General features: G+C 58.6%; 14 protein-coding genes. 9 read left to right on the forward strand and 5 right to left on the reverse strand.

Features of this window, described 5'->3' with window-relative positions; genetic code table 11:
• The first annotated feature begins 44 nt into the window (after positions 1-44).
• The 9 genes from OSJ75_RS06925 to OSJ75_RS06965 all read left to right on the forward strand — a co-directional run bounded on the left by OSJ75_RS06925 (position 45) and on the right by OSJ75_RS06965 (position 15,547).
• Positions 45-3,650 (forward strand): GH92 family glycosyl hydrolase, encoded by a 3,606-nt coding sequence (locus OSJ75_RS06925; protein WP_267227335.1) that lies wholly within the window; start codon positions 45-47, stop codon positions 3,648-3,650.
• A gap of 315 nt (positions 3,651-3,965) precedes the next feature.
• Positions 3,966-7,331, forward strand: coding sequence for a GH92 family glycosyl hydrolase (locus OSJ75_RS06930; protein ID WP_267227336.1), 3,366 nt, complete (start codon positions 3,966-3,968; stop codon positions 7,329-7,331).
• A 196-nt stretch (positions 7,332-7,527) separates the two neighbouring features.
• Complete coding sequence (locus tag OSJ75_RS06935; protein ID WP_267227337.1) at positions 7,528-10,005, forward strand: GH92 family glycosyl hydrolase; 2,478 nt, start codon at positions 7,528-7,530, stop codon at positions 10,003-10,005.
• Positions 10,006-10,252: 247 nt separating this feature from the next.
• Complete coding sequence (dnaJ, locus tag OSJ75_RS06940) at positions 10,253-11,380, forward strand: molecular chaperone DnaJ (protein WP_267227338.1); 1,128 nt, start codon at positions 10,253-10,255, stop codon at positions 11,378-11,380.
• 82 nt (positions 11,381-11,462) lie between these two features.
• A complete protein-coding gene (pmtA, locus tag OSJ75_RS06945; protein WP_250019104.1) occupies positions 11,463-12,059 on the forward strand; it encodes a phospholipid N-methyltransferase PmtA in 597 nt (198 codons plus the stop codon).
• Between the two features lie 69 nt (positions 12,060-12,128).
• Positions 12,129-12,839 (forward strand): orotidine-5'-phosphate decarboxylase, encoded by a 711-nt coding sequence (gene pyrF / locus OSJ75_RS06950; RefSeq protein WP_267227340.1) that lies wholly within the window; start codon positions 12,129-12,131, stop codon positions 12,837-12,839.
• A 30-nt stretch (positions 12,840-12,869) separates the two neighbouring features.
• Positions 12,870-13,160 carry a DUF1330 domain-containing protein gene (locus OSJ75_RS06955; RefSeq protein WP_250019102.1) on the forward strand — a complete coding sequence of 97 codons (291 nt, stop codon included), beginning with the start codon at positions 12,870-12,872 and terminating at the stop codon, positions 13,158-13,160.
• Positions 13,161-13,362: 202 nt separating this feature from the next.
• Positions 13,363-14,634: a polyhydroxyalkanoate depolymerase gene (locus OSJ75_RS06960; protein WP_267227341.1), complete on the forward strand. Its 1,272-nt coding sequence runs from the start codon at positions 13,363-13,365 to the stop codon at positions 14,632-14,634.
• A gap of 397 nt (positions 14,635-15,031) precedes the next feature.
• On the forward strand, positions 15,032-15,547 hold the full coding sequence (locus tag OSJ75_RS06965; RefSeq protein WP_250019120.1) for a transglutaminase-like cysteine peptidase: 516 nt from the start codon (positions 15,032-15,034) through the stop codon (positions 15,545-15,547).
• A gap of 10 nt (positions 15,548-15,557) precedes the next feature.
• On the opposite strand, the gene OSJ75_RS06970 is transcribed toward OSJ75_RS06965, so the two are convergent.
• From OSJ75_RS06970 to OSJ75_RS06990, 5 genes are all read right to left on the reverse strand, one after another.
• Positions 15,558-17,090, reverse strand: coding sequence for a YifB family Mg chelatase-like AAA ATPase (locus tag OSJ75_RS06970; RefSeq protein WP_267227342.1), 1,533 nt, complete (start codon positions 17,088-17,090; stop codon positions 15,558-15,560).
• Between the two features lie 129 nt (positions 17,091-17,219).
• A complete protein-coding gene (gene gshB / locus OSJ75_RS06975; RefSeq protein ID WP_267227343.1) occupies positions 17,220-18,161 on the reverse strand; it encodes a glutathione synthase in 942 nt (313 codons plus the stop codon).
• Between the two features lie 88 nt (positions 18,162-18,249).
• A complete protein-coding gene (locus OSJ75_RS06980) occupies positions 18,250-18,549 on the reverse strand; it encodes a septal ring lytic transglycosylase RlpA family protein (RefSeq protein ID WP_250019119.1) in 300 nt (99 codons plus the stop codon).
• 540 nt (positions 18,550-19,089) lie between these two features.
• Complete coding sequence (gene uxuA, locus OSJ75_RS06985) at positions 19,090-20,280, reverse strand: mannonate dehydratase (protein WP_250019098.1); 1,191 nt, start codon at positions 20,278-20,280, stop codon at positions 19,090-19,092.
• Positions 20,281-20,309: 29 nt separating this feature from the next.
• A complete protein-coding gene (locus tag OSJ75_RS06990) occupies positions 20,310-20,960 on the reverse strand; it encodes a GntR family transcriptional regulator (protein ID WP_250019118.1) in 651 nt (216 codons plus the stop codon).
• Positions 20,961-21,159 lie beyond the last annotated feature (199 nt).

The raw sequence follows: 21,159 nt of genomic DNA on the forward strand, positions 1-21,159 counted from the left end.
CGCCGCTGCCCGTCACGCCAAATGCCGACAAGGGCACTGCGAAAGTGGAACCGGCATCGCCCGAGTTGCAAACACCCAACGTTGTAGCGTCGCTGCCGGCCGTCCCGGGTGTCGAGGCCGAGGCGTCCAAGATACCGGCAATTGTCGACACGGAGCGCCCAGCGCCTCCACCGGCCCCGGGTGCCGAGGCTGAGGCGCCTGCGTCGAAGCCCACGCTCGTTCAAACCGCCGTAGCGATCGAACCTGCAGCGCCCAAGGCGGAAGCACCAGACGTTGCCACCTTGCCGCCGCTGCCCGTCACGCCAAATGCCGACAAGGGCACTGCGAAAGTGGAACCGGCATCGCCCGAGTTGCAAACACCCGATGTTACAGTGTCGCTGCCGGCCGTCGCGGGTGCCGAGGATGAGGCGCCCAAGATACCGGCAATTGTCGACACGGAGCGCCCAGCACCGGCCCCGGGTGCCGAGGCCGAGGCGCCTGCGTCAACGCCCACGCTCGTTCCAACCGCTGTGGCGATTGAACCATCGCCGGCACCACAAGCGCCCGACATTGCTGCTGTTGCCCCGCCGCCGACCGTCCCGAATGTCGAGGCAGAGCTTCCCAAGACGTCATCCGGTTTCCCGATTGAAGAGCCTTCGGCACCGACAGCAAACTCCAAGCCCGAGCCGGCAGAGATATTCCCGGTGATCGAACCTGCGGCGTCCGTGCCAATGCCGGAAATGGGTTCTGGCCTGCCGCTGCCCCCGGTTGCCAAGAAGCCGCCGTCGATCGGGGAATATTTGCCGATCCAGGAGGACCCCGACAAGCGTGGCGTGTCAACGCGAGTACGCGTCACAGCATCAGGAATGAAGCTGAGCCGCCAGATAGCGGGGGGGGTGTATCTCGAGACCGATGCGAACACATTGGGCGCTAAACCCGCCGACTATGTGAACACAATGCGTGGCGCTCATTCTGCCGCCTACATCGCGGATGGCGTATCGCGCGGCAACACCTTCCCGGCCATGGCGCTGCCGTTCGGTTTCAATATGTGGACGCCCGTCAACAGGCTCCAGAAGAAGGTGATAAACGGTTGGCGGGACACGAAGCTCAATCGGGGCTATTATGGAAACGACTTCTTTTATACCTTCTATGAGAACGAAGACGACACAGGCCTTCTCGACAAAATTTATGCCTTCGCGGTCGTTCACGCGCCAAGCCCTTGGATTGGCAATCGCCAGACACTGCAGATCATGCCGGTCAGCAGCATAGATACAGCCGTTGAGCCGATAACCGAACAGGAAGCGCGCGGCGCGAAGTTCGACCGAGCCACTGAAATATCCCTCGCCCACTATTACAGTGTCGATTTCAAGGACGGCACGCGCACCGAAATGACGCCGACGGATCATGCGGTCTATTTTCGCTTCACGCCCAGTCGCAATCAAAATCAGAATCTGGCTATTGTCATAGACAAGTTTTTCGACACCTCTGGTAGTATTGAAATAACGAAGGATGGCACGATTTCCGGGTTTACGGACCACGGTTCGCCCCGAATGTATTATTACGGCGAGTTCGATATCGCGCCAATTATCACGAGCGGCAATGCCTTGCCGGCCTGGCTGCGTTTCGACACCGCGGCAAATCGCGAGATCGGCTTGCGCCTCGCTACGTCGTTTATCAGCGTCGAGCAGGCCAAGGACAATCTCAGCCAGGAAATCGGGGCAAAGACGTTCGATCAGATATTGCAATCTGCCATGGATGCCTGGAACGCGAAGCTCGGTCTGGTTGAGGTCGAGGGCGCGACCGGAGACCAGAAGACCATTCTTTACTCCAACCTTTACCGAAGCTTTCTTTATCCGAACTCCGCCTTTGAGAACGTCAAGTCTGGCAACGATTTGAAAGCCTATTACATGAGCCCCTATATCGACGTACCGACAGTGAAGCCCGGCAAGATCTGGGTGAATAATGGCTTCTGGGATACCTATCGCACGAACTGGCCGCTCTATGCGCTGCTGCTTCCGAAACAGACCGGCGAAATGATCGACGGTTTCGTCAATGGTTACAAGGATGGCGGCTGGGTCACGCGTTGGTCGGGCCCGGGCTACAAGGACATGATGGTGGCGACGAGTTCGGATATCATCTTTGCCGACGCTTATATGAAAAACATCCGGAACTTCGACATTACCGCAGCTTATGATTCGATGGTGAAGAACGCCACGGTTTTCAGTGGCAACCCTGAACGCGGGCGCAAGGGCATGGACAAGACGCCCTTCTACGGATACTCGCTGGAGGGCACGGAGGCCGTATCATGGTCGCTGGAGGCCTATCTGAACGATTTCGGCCTGGCGCAGATGGCAAGAGCACGCGGCAACAAGGATGATGCCGCCTATTTCGCCAATAATGCCATTGGCTTTGCCCGGATATTCGACGGTGAATCGAGCGGGCTCTGGTCAGGTGGCTGGTTCCGCGCGAAGGATTCGGCGGGCAAGTGGCGTAATACGAACCGCACGCCGCAAAGCTGGTATGAGCAATATACGGAGGGCAATGCCTGGCACTATTCGATGCTGGCGCCGCAGGACGGACGGGGACTTGCCAATCTCTATGGCGGCAAGGCCAAGCTGCGGACGAAGCTCGATGCACTGTTCGCCATGAGTCCTTTGAAGGATGGTGGCTTTAACAGAAAAAAGCCCGAAATCAAATCAGCCTACGAGATCGGCAAGGATCATGAGCTGGGCGAATACCAGCACTCGAACCAGCCGGTGCACCATGTGCTCTATATGTATAACCATGCCGGGTATCCGGCTGGCGGCCAGAAACATCTGCGTGATGTCATGGACAAGCTTTATTCGTCCGGCTTCGATGCCATGGGCAATTCCACCGGCGACGGCTATATGGGTGACGAGGACAATGGCGAAATGTCGGCCTGGTACGTGTTCAGCGCCATGGGCATTTACCCGCTCGGCGTAGGTCGGCCAGAATATACCATCGGCGCACCCTATTTCCCCAAGATGGTGGTAAAGGTGACCGATAGTTCGGGCAAACCGCAGACGATCACTATCAAGGCTCCGAAGGTAAGCTCCTCGAACCGCTTCGTGTTCGGTGTCAAGCTCAATGGCGAGCCGATCAATCGGACCCATCTCAGCCATGACGAACTGATTTCCGGAGCGATGCTTGAGTTCGATATGGTACCATATCCAACAAAATGGGGCACCGGTGAGGATGCCGCCCCCGCCTCCATCACTCAGGGAGCCGATAAGCCACAGCCGTGGAGCTCCTTGCTGCCAGGAGGACGGTATACCCTCCGAACCAGCGATTCAGGCGAGGATCATCTCTTTGACAGGGACTCCCAGACGATATGGTCGTCCGCCGAATCCAAAGCGGCAGTCGTCGAGTTCGAACGAAAGGTCGCCGACACAGTGCACCTCTATACGCTGACTTCGTCCAAGACGTTGGCCAGTGCGCCGACCAGTTGGACGTTGAAGGGCTCCAATGATGGAAAGGATTGGATCGAATTGGACAAACGCACGGATGTAAAGTTCACCTGGCCACAGCAGACAAAGCCATTCGTGCTTGAAAAACCTGAAACTTACACGAGCTATCGGTTTACGTTTGTAGGTTCGGATGTGACGATCGCCGAACTCGAACTGCTCGGGCGCGAAGCTGCCGCTCAGTGAACCGGATGGTGGGCGGCGGGTGCAACTGGCCCGCCGCTGCCGGGGTCGGGCATGCGGTCGAAATGGTGCACACCGCTTAGCGCCGCGACATGGCTGTGGTCGGCAACCATGGACGAAAGCGATTATTTTCGCGAAGGATCGTCGGCAGCGGCACTTATACTTATGGCGAATTGACAGAAGCGCCCCATTCCCCGATTCAGTCTGTATCCATTATCCGGCTTTGATTTCGTTGTGGGAGGCGACGATTTCAGCATTGGCGTCTCGCCAGACAGTTTCCAGTTCAGCACTCATATTTTATTCATTTCGGGAGGAAAAATGTCTCTTAAGCGAGCAATTTTGTTCGGCTTGCTCAGCTCTGTCACCTTGGTGAGCTGCGACAAATCGGAAGAGCCTACTGTTTCACACGCACCGGTTGCCGACGCCACATTCGCACCTGCTGCCGCTGATGATAAATTGCTTGCACTGCAGCAGCAAATTGACAATTTGCGATACCTGGTAGTTGCCGCGCAAGCCGATCTGGAAGTGGCGAAGCGGCCCTACTATGATCGGCTCGCAAAGCAGTTGGCAGATTTGCAGCCTCCTATCGCGCGGATGGTGAATGCCGCTCCGGCGTCACAGGCCATTTGGCGCCGTCTGGAGGCGATGGAGGGAGAAAATGCGCTCCCTTCGGTAACCTCGCAATCGGATCAACAGGAATTGGCGGCGTTCAAACAGGAGATTTCGCAGCTCAAGGATAATGTACGGCCAATGGTGGGTTCCGTTGATCTCCTTACGGCCGATATCATGAAGATGACCGCTGAACTGAAAAGCGGGGGTTTGCCATCCACCAGACTTGAGAAGCTCATTGACGATGCGACGGTGTGGACAACGACGATGCAGAAGGTCGTCGCCGGCATCGAGAGCCTGCAAAAGACCGAGCGTATGGTCGCGCAGCTGGAATATGATCTGCTCGATCTGAAGGGAATCCCACACCGCCGCCCCTTGGCGCAATACGTCAATATCATGCGCGGGGCCGATTCCAGCGGGGACTTCACCAAAGGAAACACGTTTCCCGCTGTCGCCGTGCCCTTCGGGTTCAATTTCTGGACACCAGTCAATCGCAACGATTCCAACTGGTTCTACCAGTTTCATGACGACGGCAAGTATCTCGACAAGATCATGGCTTTTGCCGTCGTGCACGAGCCGAGTCCTTGGATAGGCAACCGGCAGACCTTGCAGATCATGCCCATCAATAACACTGGCGTAACCGACAAGGTGAATCGCGCTCAAAGATACGACCGCAAGAACGAAACTGCGCAGGCCCACTACTATGATTTGACGTTCGACAATGGCACCAGGACCGAGATCACGCCGACGGATCACGCCGCTTCTTTCCGATTTTCCCTGCCCGCTCACAAGGGCCGTTCGGCGATTCTTTTCGACGTATTTGAGAATGGAAGCGAAATTTCGATCGACGCGCCGAATGGCGTCGTGTCCGGCCACACCGACCAGGGCTCATCGCAGAGCGTCGCGAAGCTCTATTTCTATGCCAGGTTCGACAGGAGTATCGTTCAATCGAACCGGCCTGATAATGTCAGCGCCTTGGTCGAACTCGACACTTCGACGAATCCTGTCGTTGGAATGACAATCGCGACATCTTTGATCAGCGTAAAACAGGCGAAATCCAATCTTGAGCAGGAGATCGGGACCCGGAGTTTTGACGAAGTCAAGCAGGCGGCGAAGGCGGCGTGGGAAGAAAAGCTCAACATCCTGCATGTACGCGGCGCAACGGAAGACCAGAAGGTCATTCTATATTCCAATCTGTATCGCAGCCTGCTCTATCCGAATTCCGCCTGGGAGAACGTCGATGGCGAGGCACAGTATGTCAGCCCCTATAAGCGCGGCTTGACGCCACAGAAGGGCAAGATCTGGGTCAATAACGGCTTCTGGGATACGTATCGCACGACTTGGCCGCTTTATACGCTGCTCATGCCGGAGCAGGCTGGCGAGATGCTCGATGGCTTCGTCAATGCCTTCAAGGACGGCGGATGGGTGCCTCGTTGGTCAGGGCCCGGTTATAATGACAGCATGGTTGCGACCAGCTCCGATGTGATCTTTGCCGATGCCTACCTGAAGGGCGTTCGTAATTTCGATGTGGAGTCCGCCTACGCATCGATGTTGCGCAATGCGACCGTCTATAGCAATGAAGGGGCTAAAGGCCGGAAAGGCATGGCAACGTCCGTCTTCTACGGCTATGTGCCGACGGAGCAGAATGAAAACAATAATGATTCCGCGCCCGGACATGTCGCCTGGTCGCTGGAAGCGGATCTCAATGATTTCGGCATTGCCCAGATGGCGCAGGCGCTCAACAAGCCGGACGATGCGATCTATTTCAACAATAGAGCTCGTCATTATGCCAATCTTTTCTCCATGGAACCGTCAGGAACATGGGCAGGCGGGTGGTTTCGCCCCAAGTATAAAAATGGAGGCTGGGACGATACATCTGGGAGATCGGGCACGAACTTGACGCCGCAAACCTGGGGACATGGCTATACGGAAGGCAATGCCTGGTCCTATGCCTTCCTGGCGCCTCAGGATGGGCAGGGACTTGCAAACCTTTATGGCGGCCGCGACAAGTTGAAAGACAAGCTCGACGCTTTCTTCCGGACAGTGCCGGGCAAGGACAAGGGAAGCTACTGGAGCCTGATCCATGAGATGAAGGAGGCGTTGAAGGTACATGAACTTGCGGGAACGGGGGAATATCAGCACAACAACCAGACGGTGCACCATTCCATCTACATGTATAATTATGCGGCTGCGCCTTTCGCCGGCCAGAAATATCTGCGCGATGTCATGGACAAGCTCTATTTCTCCGGTTTCGACGAAGAGGGAAATTCCACCGGCGATGGCTATATCGGCGACGAGGATAATGGCGAGCAATCCGCCTGGTATATATTCAGCGCCATGGGCTTCTATCCGGTAAGCATGGGGCGGCCGGAATATACGATTGGCGCACCTTATTTCCCGCGGATGACGGTAGCTTTGAAAAAGCCCGGAGGCGCGGAAAACACGATCACCATCAAGGCACCGGGCGTCAGTGCCGTCAATCGCTACATACAGAGCGCCAAGCTTGACGGCCAGCCGCTGACCAACAACTACATTTCCCATGCGGCAATCGCCGAAGGGGCCGTGCTTGAGTTCGAAATGGGTCCAAACCCATCGCGCTGGGGAACGGGAGAAAATGACGTCCCCTCCTCGATCACGGTCGGCGATGCCAAGCCACAACCGCTGACATCCTTGCTGCCGCCCGACACCTACGTTGTATCGGCGAGCGGTGGAGATGCGAGCACACTCCACGACAGGACGTCGGCTACAATTGTGACTCCCGCAAGCACCTGGATAGAAGCCAAAAAAACCGCGCCCAATCCCTCCGACAAGGTCGTGCTCTACACGCTGACCTCCGCAGACGTGCTGGCCAAACCGCCCACCAGTTGGACGTTGAAAGGCTCCAACGATGGAAAGGATTGGACCGTATTGGATGAACGCACGAATATAAAGTTCACCTGGCCACGGCAGACCATGCCGTTCGCGCTGAAGGCACCGGCGTCATTCTCCAGGTTCAGGTTGGAGTTCCAGGGGCAGCCGGTCGAGATTGCGGAGTTTGAACTTCTTGGACAGGAGGGCTCGGCACCTCCGAACTGAGGTCGAGGGCGTTCATGAATAGTCGGGGCCCGGCCAAGGCTGGGCTTCGGCGACCAATCGACAGCGGTCGAGTACTGAAAACAACAGGATTGTTCCAAGAGGTTAAGCCGCTTTGGGAGGAGCGGACCCTGCAGGCGTGCCTATTTTTACTGCCGCATCGCGGCGACTGGCTCAAAGAAATCCATTGGGAGGAATCATGTTTTTCAAACGTTCGCTCGTAGCCATATTGCTTGGCAGTTCGATATTGGCAGGATGCGACGAAGGGGATGCGGTCTCACCGACTACCTTCGACAATGCCGCCGAGAATCCATTGCAGCAAACGACCGCTGCTGCACCGGCACAGAAGCAGGACGATGTACCCGGCATGAGCGCTGCTCCGGGCGCAGTGGTGGAGGAAGTACCCCCTGCGCGTCAGGATGTTGCCCTGACGCAATTCGTCAATCCGCTCATCGGTTCGGGTGAGGTACCGAAATCCGATGTTCCAGGCTCCACGGAGTACCTGTTCGGCGGCTTCGTTAATCCGGGCGCGAAAGTTCCGTTCGGGATGGTGTCCTGGGGTCCGGAGACGAACACCATCGATACCATATGGTCGCCACGCGGCTATCATCACGACTCGAATGTGATTCAGGGCTTTCCGATGATCAATCTCAATGGTGTTGGCTGCGAAACGCAAGCGCCATTCAAGGTGCAGCCTATCGGCAATGTTACGGATGAGGGCGCAACGTTCAGTCACGCCAATGAAGTCGCAAAGCCGGGATATTATCGCGTCGAGTTCGACAATCACATCGAAACGGAGCTAACCGCGACGGTTCGAACCGGTTCCGGCCGGTTTACCTTTCCCGCCGGTAGCAATGCCATGCTGTGGTTCAACTATGGGAAGGCAAAGGTAGACAAGGCGGCCCGTACCATATCGGCCTCGGCAACGGGTGGCGGCTTTTGCGGTAGCGATTTTTACGAAGTTTATTTTTATGCGAAGTTCGACCAGCCATTCACCGTAAGCGACAACGACACCATTCTGACGTTCGCGCCGACGGCGGGTGCCAAGACGATGATTGGAATGAAGGCCGGTGTCTCCTATGTCAGCACCGCGAATGCCAGGGAAAACCTCGAGGCCGAATCCGCTGCGCTCAGCTTCGACGAGGTCCGGAAGAATGCCGACGCTGCCTGGAATGAACGGCTCAACTCTATTCAAGTCACCGGCGGCAGCGCGGATGAGCGGGTGAATTTTTATACGGCGCTCTACCATTCCTTCTTCGCGCCATCCGTCTACAATGATTTCAACGGGCAATATATGAGCTTCGACGGACGCGGCACGGTTGAAAAGGTCGAACCGGGGCGAACCCACTACACCACGTTTTCGAGCTGGGACTCATATCGCTCGCTCGCGCCGCTGCAATCGCTGCTTGCCCCGACCGAATCGAGCGACATGGCGCAGTCCCTGATCAATGATGCCAGGCAGTGCGGTGGTGTCTTTCCAATGTGGGTCGAGGGCAATTCCAACAGCAATATCATGCCGGGCGACGGCGCTTCGATCATCGTTGCGCAGAATTATGCCTTCGGAGCGAGGAATTTCGATACGGCGGCGGCGCGCCAGATCATGCTCGACATGGCCTTAGGCAGGAAGGCTAAATGTCGACGGGTGCAACCACTACCCCATATCGAGCAATATATCGAGCGCGGCTACCTTCGATCTGGTGAAGGCAGTATGATGTATAACAATACCGCGACGTCGAACACGTTGGAGTATGTCAGCACCGATTTCGCCATTTCGCGCTTTCTGGCGGCGCTGGACAAGCCGGGCAGCCAGTTGCTGGTCGGAAATACCTCGGGCCATGCCGCCGATCTGTTGAAGCGTTCGGGCTATTGGCGCAATCTTTTCAACCCCGGCTGGAGCAAGATAGCCGGCCAGCCCTATCCGCAATTGCAGCCGCACGACGAAGATGACAATTGGATGGGCTTCGAACTAGCGACAAACGAGTATCGCGAAGGCAATGCCGAACAATATGGCTATATGGTGCCGCATGATATTCGCGGTCTGTTTCGCATGCTGGTAAAATATCCCAAGATCAATCCTAATTCGGAAGCTGATGCCGTCGCGCGGCTCGATGAGTTCACCAAATATCTGGCGGGCGGCGAGCGGGCGCCCTATCTGTGGCTTGGCAATGAGCCCTCTTTCGCCACCCCCTTCATGTATAACTGGACCAGCCAGCCCTACAAGACGCAGGCGCTCGTCAGTCGCCTCCGGCAGACTTTGTACAAGAACAGTCCGCAAGGCCTGCCGGGCAATGAGGATGAGGGCGCGCTGTCCGGCTGGTACGTCTGGTCGGCACTCGGGCTCTATCCGGAGATACTGGCGGAGCCTGGGCTGACATTGACCAGCCCGCTATTCTCGAAGGCAGTGGTCTGGCAGGGCAAACGGAGGCTGTTCACCATCACGGCTCCCGAGGCACCGGCACCCTATGTTCAGGGCCTGCTGGTCGACGGCAAGCCGCATCACAGTACCTGGCTGCCATTCCACCCAATGAAAGGAGAACGTTCGCTGGATTTCACCCTTGGAGCCGCGCCGAGTTGCTGGGCAAGCGAACCAGCGGCAGATGGTCTGCCGCCGTCATTTGCTCCGGACGGCAGTCAGACGCCCGCACTGAAGCCTGTTGCGAGATGCGCGATGCCGTGAGGTCGGCAATCGCCGTTTCGCGCCCGCGGCGAGGGCGCGAAGCACCGCCTTTTTTGCGGTGCGGTGAAATACTGCGAAATGGCGATTCGTGGAATAGCTGCCACACAAGCGCGATAATCGTCAAATAAGCGCCTTTTTGCCCGAATCAGGCTAAGTTATCTATGGCAATCGCTGTGATGAGCACCTAAATACCGGTCTGACACGAGCCTCGGGCGCAGGCTCTGCGATTTATGGAACGAGTGTTTGGATGAAGGCTGACTATTACGAAACCCTCGGCGTAGCCAGAAGCGCTGACGAGAAAGAACTGAAAAGCGCTTTCCGCAAGCTCGCCATGCAATTCCACCCCGACAAGAATCCGGGCGATGCGGCCGCCGAACACAAATTCAAGGAAATCGGCGAAGCCTATGAAACGCTGAAAGACCCGCAAAAGCGCGCTGCCTATGACCGGTTCGGTCATGCCGCTTTCGAAAATGGCGGCATGGGCGGCGGTGGTGGTTTCGGCGGGGCAGGTGGCTTTGCCGATATTTTCGAGGACATCTTCGGCGAGATGATGGGCGGTGGCCGCCAGCGCAGGTCCGGCGGACGCGAGCGCGGCGCGGATCTGCGCTACAATATGGAAATTACCCTGGAGGAAGCCTTCACCGGTAAAACGGCACAGATACACGTGCCGACCTCCATCACCTGCGACGAATGCAATGGCAGTGGCGCCGCGCCCGGCACCCAGCCTGTGACTTGCGGCACCTGCAGCGGCTCCGGTCGCGTGCGGGCGGCGCAAGGCTTCTTTTCGATCGAACGCACCTGCCCGAGCTGCCACGGTCGCGGGCAGATCATCCAGGATCCTTGCTCGAAATGCCGCGGCCAGGGCCGTGTGACCGAGGAGCGCTCGCTCTCAGTCAACATTCCGGCAGGCATCGAGGATGGAACACGCATCCGGCTTACCGGCGAAGGCGAGGCAGGGCTGCGTGGCGGCCCGGCCGGGGACCTCTATATTTTCCTGTCGCTCAAGCCGCATGAATTCTTCCAGCGCGACGGTGCGGATCTCTATTGCAAGGTGCCGATCTCGATGACCACCGCAGCCCTTGGCGGCCAATTCGAAGTGGCGACGCTGGACGGTACGCAGACGCGGGTCAAGATCCCGGAAGGCACGCAGAATGCCAAGCAGTTCCGTCTCAAGGGCAAGGGCATGCCGGTGCTGCGTCAGGCGGCCATGGGCGACCTTTATATCCAGATCGCGATCGAGACGCCGCAGAACCTGAACAAGCGCCAGCGCGAACTGCTTGAAGAGTTCGAGCGGATTTCCTCGCAGGATAACAGCCCTCAATCGACCGGTTTCTTCGCTCGGATGAAGGAGTTCTTCGAAGGCCTGAGCGAATAATTTATGGGCAGCGCCCTGGCGGCGGACTTGCTTATGGCGCTGGATGCGGCATAAACTTATTCAAACGCGACGGAGTGCAGGCATGACAAGACCCTTGGGCAAGAAACTCGCCGAGAAATTCGACGAGGAGATCCGGTTCTTCAAAGGCTGGATGCATGGTCCCAAGGCAGTTGGCTCCATTCTCCCGACGAGTTCGGTCACGGCGCGGCGCATGGCAAGCGTCGTAAACCCGCAGTCGGGCCTTCCGGTCCTTGAGCTTGGACCGGGCACCGGCGTCATCACCAAAGCCATTTTGCAGCGCGGTGTCGCGCCTTCCGATCTTTACTGTGTCGAATATTCCTCGGAATTTGCCGAGCATCTGCGCGAGGACTTTCCGGGCGTCAATATCGTCGAGGGCGACGCTTTCGATCTCGACACCACGCTCGGAGAACAGCGCGGCCAGAAGTTCGATTCGGTGGTATCGGCTGTGCCGCTTCTGAACTTTCCCGTCAACGACCGGGTCAAGATCATCGAGGATCTGCTGCGCCGTATTCCCCATGGCCGTCCGGTCGTGCAGATCACCTATGGCCCCATGTCGCCCGTCCCTGCCGGGCGCGGCAACTACAAGATAGAACATCTCGATTTCATCATTCGCAACGTGCCTCCGGCCCGCCTCTGGGTCTATCGCCGCGCCGACTGAGCGAAGTTCGCCCTATCGCGGAGCCGGATTCTGTGCGATTGATCCGCGATCGACAGAAAAGGTGATTCAATGACCAATGCGACGTTGCGTGAGCGCCTCATCGTCGGACTTGACGTGCCGACAATCAAGCTGGCCGCGGAAGCCGTGGAAGAGCTGGGAGACGCCGTTTCCTTCTACAAGATCGGCTATCAGCTGGTATTCGCCGGAGGGCTCGACTTTGCCGGTGAACTGGTCCGCGCCGGCAAGAAGGTGTTTCTCGACATGAAGCTCCTCGATATCGACAATACGGTGGCCAAGGGCGTCGAGAATATCGCCAGGATGGGCGTATCGATGCTGACGATCCACGCCTATCCCAAGGCGATGCGGGCGGCTGTGGCGGCGGCGCAAGGGGCGGACCTTTGCCTCCTCGGGGTCACGGTGCTCACATCCATGGACGCTGGCGACCTGGTGGAGGCTGGCTATCGCGATGAGCCGCAGCGCCTCGTCGCCCGGCGCGCGCAGCAGGCGCTGGAGGCCGGCATGGGCGGAATAGTCTGTGCCGCCACCGAAGCCGCTTCCGTAAGGCGGATCGTCGGCGAAAACATGGCTATCGTAACGCCCGGTATCAGGCCGGCAGGCGCTGACAAGGGCGATCAGAAGCGCGTGATGACGCCGGCTGATGCCCTGCACGCCGGGGCAAGCCATCTTGTGGTAGGCAGGCCGATCATCGCGGCAGCCAATCGCAAGGCAGCGGCAGAAGCCGTGCTTGCCGAAATGGCCGAAGGCGCGTTGCAGGCATAGCGATCGGAACAATCGTAAGGGAGAAAGCTGATGGCCAAGGGATATTGGATTGCGCGCGTCGATGTTCGCGATCCTGAGCGCTACAAGGACTACGTGTCGACCGCCAAGCCGGCCTTCGAGAAGTTCGGTGCGAATTTCCTTGCCAGGGGCGGCCCGTACCACGCCCTCGAGGGTACCGCTCGGGGACGCAATGTGGTCATCGAGTTTCCCTCCGTGCAGCACGCGCTGGATTGTTACAACTCCCCCGAATATCAGGCGGCAAAGGCAATCCGGCAGAGTGTGGCCGAAGCCGAAATGCTCATCGTGGAAGGCGCGGGCTGACACACGCCGACCCTGGCTGTCGTTGCCCTGGATGGAGCTGCGGCTTGCTGCTGAAGCCTTGACGGTCGGCATGAACGCTGCGTCGATCAGCCATGGAGGTGAACATTTTTAACCCGGCTCGTGCTTTTGTTGCATTGCAATATGCGATAAACCAGCTAGGCTCGCTATATAAGATAGCCAGACCGCATGATCGGACGGTGAAATGTTCTACCATCTCTATGAACTGAACCATGCTGCGCTCCAACCCTACCGGGCGCTCGCCGACGCGACGAAGCTGTTTTACGACAATCCGCTCAATCCGCTGTCGCAAACGGTGGTCGGCCGGTCGATCACCGCATCCTGCGAGTTGTTCGAGCGCATGACGCGAAGCTATGCCAAGCCGAGCTTCAATCTTGCGACGACGCTGGTCGACGATACCGAAGTGGATGTGACCGAGAAGACGGTGTGGTCCAAACCATTCTGCAATCTCATCCACTTCAAGCGCAGCCTGCCGTCAAAACGTCCGCGCGACCCGAAGATACTGATCGTCGCGCCGATGTCGGGCCACTATGCCACGCTCCTGCGCGGAACCGTGGAAGCTCTTCTGCCGAGCGCCGAGGTCTATATCACCGATTGGGTCGATGCACGCACCGTGCCGCTCAGCGAGGGCAGCTTCGATCTCGACGCCTATATCGACTATGTCATCGAGATGTTTCACGCGCTGGGCGAAGATGCCCATGTGGTGGCCGTATGCCAGCCTTCGGTGCCGGTGCTGGCCGCCGTTTCCATCATGGAGGCCAATGGCGACAGGTTTGCACCGTCCAGCATGACGCTGATGGGTGGGCCGATCGATACGCGCAAGAATCCGACCGCGGTCAACAAGCTTGCCGAAGAAAAAGGCATTGAATGGTTTCGGGACAACGTCATCATGTCGGTGCCTTGGCCGCATGCCGGCTTCATGCGGGATGTCTATCCCGGCTTCCTGCAGCTTTCGGGCTTCATGAGCATGAACCTCGACCGGCATATCACGGCCCACAAGGAATTTTTTGTCCATCTGGTCAAGGAAGATGGTGATTCCGCCGACAAGCATCGCGATTTCTATGATGAATATCTGGCGGTGATGGACCTGACGGCTGAATTTTACCTTCAGACGGTGGATACGGTGTTCGTCCGGCATCTGCTGCCCAAGGGCGAAATGATGCATCGCGGCGTGCCGGTTGACCCGTCGGCTATTCGCAACGTGGCATTGCTGACCGTCGAAGGCGAGAATGACGACATATCCGGCGTCGGCCAGACCGAGGCGGCCCAGACGCTCTGCTCCAACATACCTTCGTCCATGCGGATGCATCATTTGCAGCCGAAGGTCGGTCACTATGGCGTGTTCAACGGCTCCCGCTTCCGGGCTGAAATCGCGCCCAAAATCGTCCAATTCGTTAACGACCACGCCCAGGCGCGCCGCAATTCCAACGTTTCGCCTCTGCCGAAACGCGCCTGACCCGGCCAGGCGGCACGGTCAAGGAACGTCGAGCTTGTCGCCGGAACCCCGTTGGATCGGCCTGTTTTCCGGTAGAATCGAAGCTTTGCGCGCTTTTCCAGAGGTTGAACCAACCTCCCTGACCAATCTTTCATAGCGCGGTTTCGACAGGCCATTGCTGCCATCCAGCCCACCCTTCAAATTTTAACCATATATTAACAATGGCGAGATCGTGGCGCCATTGTGATTGACTCAACTCCCCACACGCCGTTAACGTTTTGTTAAGAATGGCTGACGGGGTTTGGAGTAAGGCATGTTTGCAGCGGCATATTTCGCAAGGTCTTTGGGAGCGTCGCTCCTGATCGTTGCCGCAACGCTGTTCGGCGCCCAGGTCGAGGCCGAGGCTTCAGAAGCTTTCATGCTGACTGGCGGGCTTACCTCACAGCCGATCGGTCATTACGAGTTCTGCAAGCGGCTTCCGGCCGAATGCTCGGTCAAGGCGCGCAATGTCATGCCGGAGAAGATGTCGCATGATTTCTGGCAGCTTCTCGTTCGCGTGAATGCCGACATCAACGAGAAGATCAAGCCGCTGACCGATCTTGAAATCTATGGCGTCGATGAATATTGGGCCTATCCGGAAGCCGTCGGCGACTGCGAGGATTACGTGCTCCTGAAGCGCCGCGACCTGATGCAGTTCGGCATCTCGCCGTCGAACCTCTTGATCACCGTCGTTCGCAAGCCTGATGGCGAGGGCCATGCTGTGCTCACCGTCCGTACCGATCGCGGCGACTTCGTTCTCGATAATCTGGTCGAAAGCGTAAAAAACTGGGCGGAGACCGATTACACCTACCTGAAGCGGCAGGCGGTCAACAATACCGGCCGCTGGGTCAGCATTGAAGCGCCGAGCAACATCCTGGTCGGCTCGGTCCAGTAATCCGGATGAGTCAGGCGGCGTCCGAGAACGTATCGGACGTCACCCTGTAGGAGATGGCCTCGGCGAGGTGAATTCGCCCCACATCCTTTTGCCCTTCAAGATCTGCCAGCGTGCGTGCAACCTTCAAAACCCGATGATAGGCGCGGGCTGAGAACCGCATCTGCAGGCTGGCCTGTTCCAGAAGGGCCATTCCCGCGCGGTCAGGTCGCGCAATATCCTCGATCAAGGCAACGCCGCATTGCGCATTGGTGGTCACCGACGAAAGGCCGAGCGCCTCGAAGCGGCTTTTCTGTATGGAGCGCGCCTGGGCCACCCGGGCTGCCACGACAGAACTGCTCTCCGAGGCCGCGGGCCGGATCAGATCGACGGCATTGACCGCCGGAACCTCGATCTTGATGTCGATACGGTCGAGCAGCGGCCCCGAGATACGCGCCTGATAGTCCTGCTTGCATTTGACGCCCCGCGAACATCTGTGTCCCGGTTCGCCCGCCATGCCGCAGCGACACGGATTCATGGCGGCGATGAGCTGGATTTGCGCCGGATAGGAGATGCGGTGGTTGGCGCGCGCGATCATGCAATTGCCGGTCTCCAGCGGCTGCCTGAGCGAATCGAGCACCTGCGGCGTAAATTCGGGCAATTCGTCGAGGAAAAGCACTCCGCGATGCGCCAGGGAGACCTCACCCGGCCGCGCCCGCATGCCCCCGCCCACCATGGCGGCCATGGATGCGGAATGATGCGGCGCGCGAAAGGGACGCCTGTCCGTCAGCCGCCCGCCGACCAGTTCCCCGGCGATCGATGCCACCATCGACACCTCAAGCAATTCGCGCGGCGAAAGCGGAGGAAGTATCGAGGGCAGCCGTTGTGCCAGCATGGATTTTCCGGAGCCTGGGGGTCCGATCATCACCAGGTTGTGGCCTCCGGCTGCTGCAACTTCCAGTGCCCGCCTTGCCATCTCCTGCCCGCGTATCTCGGAAAGATCGGGCAGCGGCGCGTTGTTGGCCTGCAGCGCGGGTTCCGGCCGCGACAGCACCTGCGTGCCGCGGAAATGATTGGCGAGGGCAATGAGGCTGCGCGGCGCCAGTATATCGACATCGGCGCCGGCCCAGGCCGCTTCCGGGCCGCAGGCGGCCGGGCAGATCAGGCCCTTTTCCTGCGCATTCGCAGCGATCGCGGCCGGCAGCACCCCTGCGACCTGGGTGATGGTGCCATCAAGCGACAATTCGCCGAGCACGATGTAGGATTGGAGTGCGTCCGCCGGCATGGCACCGAGATCGGCCATGAGCCCGACGGCGATCGGAAGATCGTAGTGGCTCCCTTCTTTCGGCAGGTCCGCGGGTGCAAGATTGATCGTGACCTTCTTCGGCGGCATCGCAAGGCCAGAAGCGTGCAGCGCGGCCTGGACACGCTCGCGGCTCTCGGCCACTGCCTTGTCCGGCAGTCCGACAATGTGCATCCCCATCTTGCCAGGCGCGATCATGACCTGGACATCGACGGGCTGCGCTTGAATGCCTTGAAAGGCGACCGTCTGGACGCGGGTAACCATCAATCGTTCCTTGAAAATGCAGTGCGTAAAAAATCATTATGCCAATGCGTGGCACATCAGCACAAATCCCGCCGCATAACAAGAACAATTGGCGAACGCCAGCTCTACGCCGGACGCTCGCCCGGGCGATCAGTTCCGCTTGGCTTCGACCGCGTCCCAGAACAGCGCCGCTATGTCGGCACCGCCAAATCGCTTCACCTCGCGAACGCCGGTCGGGGAGGTGACGTTTATCTCCGTCATATAGTCGCCGATGACGTCGATGCCGACGAGGATGAAGCCGCGCTCGCGCAGCGACGGGCCGATGCGGGCGCAGATCTCCCGCTCGCGCTCGGTCAGTTCGGTCTTCTCGGCGCGCCCGCCGACATGCATGTTGGAGCGTGAATCGGTTTCGGACGGAACGCGATTGATGGCGCCGACAGGCTCGCCGTCGATCAGGATGATGCGCTTGTCCCCGGCGCGGACATCCTTCAGATAGCGCTGGGCGATGAAGGGCTCGCGGAACATCTGTCCGAACATTTCGAGGAGCGAGGTGAGATTGCGATCACCATCCGCAAGATGGAATACGCCGGCGCCGCCATTGCCATAGAGCGGCTTGAGAATGATGTCGCCGAACTCCTTGCGAAACGCCACGATCTCGGCCGGGTCCTTGGTGATCAGCGTGTCCGGCATGAGGTCGGGAAACTCGGTGACGAAGATCTTCTCGGGACTGTTGCGCACCCAGGCAGGATCGTTCACGACGAGCGTTTTCGGGTGAATGCGCTCCAGCATATGCGTCGTGGTGATATAATTCATGTCGAAGGGCGGATCCTGGCGCAGCAGCACCACATCCATCTCGGACAGGTCTCGGGGGGTCGGCTCGCCGAGGGTGAAATGATCGCCTTCGACATCGCGCACGCTCAGTTCTTCCACGCGTGCCGAAACGACACCGTCGCGCATGCTCAGCCTGTCGGGCGTATAATGGAACAGCCGATGCCCGCGCGCCTGCGCTTCAAGGCAGAGGGCGAAGGTCGTGTCTCCGCCGATCCGGATCGAATTGATGTGGTCCATCTGGACCGCGACTTTGAGTGCCATGGAACATCCCCGACTTCATCTGGACTGTTCACATGGCGCTACTGGCGGCATTGGTCAAGAAGAATGATCGCTGCCGCCCTGGTCTGGCCTAAAGCCTCGCCATGCAGATTTTGGTATGGCCGGCGCCGACAAAGCCGAGCCTGGCGGCTGCGCCCTTTGAAAGGTCGATCACCCGGCCCTTGATGAACGGTCCACGGTCGTTGATGCGCACGACGATCGATTTGCCGTTGCGCTGGTTGGTCACCTTCACCTTGGAGCCGAATGGCAGCGTCCTGTGGGCAGCGGTCAGTGCCGACGGGTTCATACGCTCGCCCGAAGCCGTTTTGGAGTGAAGGGCGTACCATGATGCGCCGCCACAGGCGGCATTGGCGGAAGCGGCACCGAACATGAGGAAAATAATGGTGGCAGTGAGTACCTTACGGATACTTGCAAATGAGAGCATGGGGAATATTCGCACTTTAACAACCCAAGGCAGGAATGCCTGAATGAAGACACACGCATATGGCGAGCTCGGGTAAGTAGATCGCCGCGTGGATGAGATGTCGCTTCTATTTTGGAGAAATGTGGCCTCGAGGTGTCGCGCGCCGGAAAGAAAGCCAAAGATCAAGAGGAAAATGGGCGCAAGTTACTCATTTTTATTGTCTTATTATGACTCAAAATGTGATGGAACTTGCTGTGCGGGCACGCGGGATATTCAGGATCGCGCAGAGACTATGGCGGAAATGTGTTGATTTATAACCGATTTATTAATGATCGCTGTCGAAACAGCGATCCAGGCGGCAGATATCGTGAAAAAGGATTAACTATTTCGAGTGAGTTGCCGCGCTGAAAAGGCACGGCAACTCAAAAAGTGATCGGCATTTTGCTTCAACGCATCGTTTTGGTCCGTTCCCGGCCGAAACGCCTATCGATTGCTCCGGGGAACGTTCTAGCGCAAGGCCGATGCATCGAGAGCGTGGATGATGCCCCGCAATTCGGCGAGACCGCGCAGGCGGCCGATCGAGGGATAGCCCGGCGTCACATCCTTGCTCAGATCGTCGAGCAGGCGCTGGCCGTGATCGGACCGGAAAATGATGCTGTTCGCCTTGTCGCGCTTGCGATCTTCCGCGAGCAGTTCGCGCAACACCGCCACCATGTCGACATCGCCTTCGAGATGCGCAGCTTCGTGGAAGCTTCTTCCATCCCCCTCGCGGGTCGTTGCACGCAGATGGGCAAAATGAATACGCCCGGCAAAACGGCGCGCAATGCTCGGCAGATCATTGTCGGCGCGAACCCCGAGACTGCCGGTGCAATAGCACATGCCATTGGCGGGCGAGGGGACGGCGTCGAACAGCGCTGCATAATCGGCCTCCGTCGATGCTATGCGCGGCAAGCCGAACAAGGGCCGGGGCGGATCATCAGGATGCAGGGTCAATTTGACGTCGAGCGCATCTGCGACTGGCGTGACGGCCTGCAGAAACTCGATCAGGTGCTGGCGCAGCCGCGCGGCATCCATGCCGGAATAGGCGTCGAGCTTGTCGCGGAAGGCCGGGATGGTCAGGGGTTCGGTCGTCGATCCGGGCAGGGCGCTGGCGATGTTGCGCGTGAGATCGGCGATTTCCTGCGCACCCATCGCTTCGTACAGCCGCGCTGCAATGGCCTGGTCCTCGCTGGAATAATCGCTCTCGGCGCCCTTGCGCTGCAGGATATGCAGGTCGAAAACCGCGAACTGATTGTGGTCGAAACGCATGGCGGTCGAGCCCGTCGGAGTGACATGGTCCAGCTCCGTCCGGCACCAGTCGACAACCGGCATGAAATTATAGCAGATGACCCGGATTCCATTGGCGGCGACTGCCTCCATGCTGGCAATCCAGGTCTCTATCTCACGTTTGGCCTTCCCGCCCGTGCGCTTCACCGCGTCCGGGATCGGTATGCTCTCGATGACAGACCAGGTCAGCGGGGTCCGCCCGTCCGGTGTCGATTCGATAAGGGATTTGCGTTCCTGGACCTGCTGCTTTGTCCAGGCTTCACCGATCGGGACGTCGTGCAACGAGGATACGATGTCCGTCGCCCCGGCCTGCCGAACATCGTCAAGCGTTACCCCAGCTTTGGGCCCAAACCATCTCCATGCCTGACGCATGCATCCTCCGTCACTATTGCGATCCCAAATCAGATGAACGATTGGGGATGGGTTCTTCTCAAGGTTTCAATATCGGGAATGACGGCATTCAAATGCTGCTTCATTGCCGTGCAGGCGGCCGCTACATCATGCTCCGCAATGGCATTGCGGATGGTCGAATGTTCGGAAAGAACCTGATCCATGCGGCCGAGCGCCGGCAGGGTCATGCGCCGCGCCCTGTCGATCTGTATCTTCGCAGGCTTGAGATAGGTCCAGATGCCGGGATGGCCGGAAATACCGGCGATCGCTTCGTGGAAGGCCTCGTCGGCCTCGTGAAAGCCATTGGTATTCATGCGGTCGGCAAAAAACCGCTGCCGTGCGAGAAGTTCGTCCAGCCATTCCACATCCTTCGCCGTGGCGCGCTCGGCGGCGCGTTCCACCGCAGCTCCTTCGAGCGCTTGCCGGATGATCACGGCCTGGGGAATGAGCGCGAGGGGAATGCGCGATACGAATGTTCCGGATTGCGGAAAGACGTCCACCAGGCCGTCCTCCACCAGCCTGATCAGCGCCTCGCGCACCGGCGTGCGGCTGACGCCAAATCGTTCCGTCAGCGCCTTCTCGTTGAGCGCCGTGCCCGGAGCCATGTCCATCGCCACGATTGCGGCATGCAGCTCGCGGTAGATCGCCGTCGCCGTCGTCATTCTTCCGACGGGCGCGCCGCGCGGCGCGATGCGATCCGGCGTGGTCTCTGACGAGGAAATTTGCGGGGCGGTCTTGTTCACGTCATACTTTCATCATTCACGGGCTGCTGCCCGCCTGCGACATTGACATACTAATATATTATTTTCTACTCTCCGCCAAGATTGATCCTTCATCCACAGGCAGTGCGAGTAGACAAGA

It is taken from the genome of Phyllobacterium sp. 0TCS1.6A, assembly GCF_026420825.1.
Taxonomy (GTDB): Bacteria; Pseudomonadota; Alphaproteobacteria; order Rhizobiales; family Rhizobiaceae; genus Phyllobacterium.

Bases quoted from the DNA above. Each gene is read 5' to 3' on its own strand.
- uxuA (WP_250019098.1), bottom strand. From the start codon at position 20,280: ATGCGTCAGGCATGGAGATGGTTTGGGCCCAAAGCTGGGGTAACGCTT.
- OSJ75_RS06955 (WP_250019102.1), top strand. From the start codon at position 12,870: ATGGCCAAGGGATATTGGATTGCGCGCGTCGATGTTCGCGATCCTGAG.
- OSJ75_RS06990 (WP_250019118.1), bottom strand. From the start codon at position 20,960: ATGACGACGGCGACGGCGATCTACCGCGAGCTGCATGCCGCAATCGTG.
- dnaJ (WP_267227338.1), top strand. From the start codon at position 10,253: ATGAAGGCTGACTATTACGAAACCCTCGGCGTAGCCAGAAGCGCTGAC.
- OSJ75_RS06935 (WP_267227337.1), top strand. From the start codon at position 7,528: ATGTTTTTCAAACGTTCGCTCGTAGCCATATTGCTTGGCAGTTCGATA.
- pyrF (WP_267227340.1), top strand. From the start codon at position 12,129: ATGACCAATGCGACGTTGCGTGAGCGCCTCATCGTCGGACTTGACGTG.
- OSJ75_RS06970 (WP_267227342.1), bottom strand. From the start codon at position 17,090: ATGGTTACCCGCGTCCAGACGGTCGCCTTTCAAGGCATTCAAGCGCAG.
- OSJ75_RS06980 (WP_250019119.1), bottom strand. From the start codon at position 18,549: ATGTTCGGTGCCGCTTCCGCCAATGCCGCCTGTGGCGGCGCATCATGG.
- OSJ75_RS06960 (WP_267227341.1), top strand. From the start codon at position 13,363: ATGTTCTACCATCTCTATGAACTGAACCATGCTGCGCTCCAACCCTAC.
- OSJ75_RS06930 (WP_267227336.1), top strand. From the start codon at position 3,966: ATGTCTCTTAAGCGAGCAATTTTGTTCGGCTTGCTCAGCTCTGTCACC.
- gshB (WP_267227343.1), bottom strand. From the start codon at position 18,161: ATGGCACTCAAAGTCGCGGTCCAGATGGACCACATCAATTCGATCCGG.
- OSJ75_RS06965 (WP_250019120.1), top strand. From the start codon at position 15,032: ATGCTGACTGGCGGGCTTACCTCACAGCCGATCGGTCATTACGAGTTC.
- pmtA (WP_250019104.1), top strand. From the start codon at position 11,463: ATGACAAGACCCTTGGGCAAGAAACTCGCCGAGAAATTCGACGAGGAG.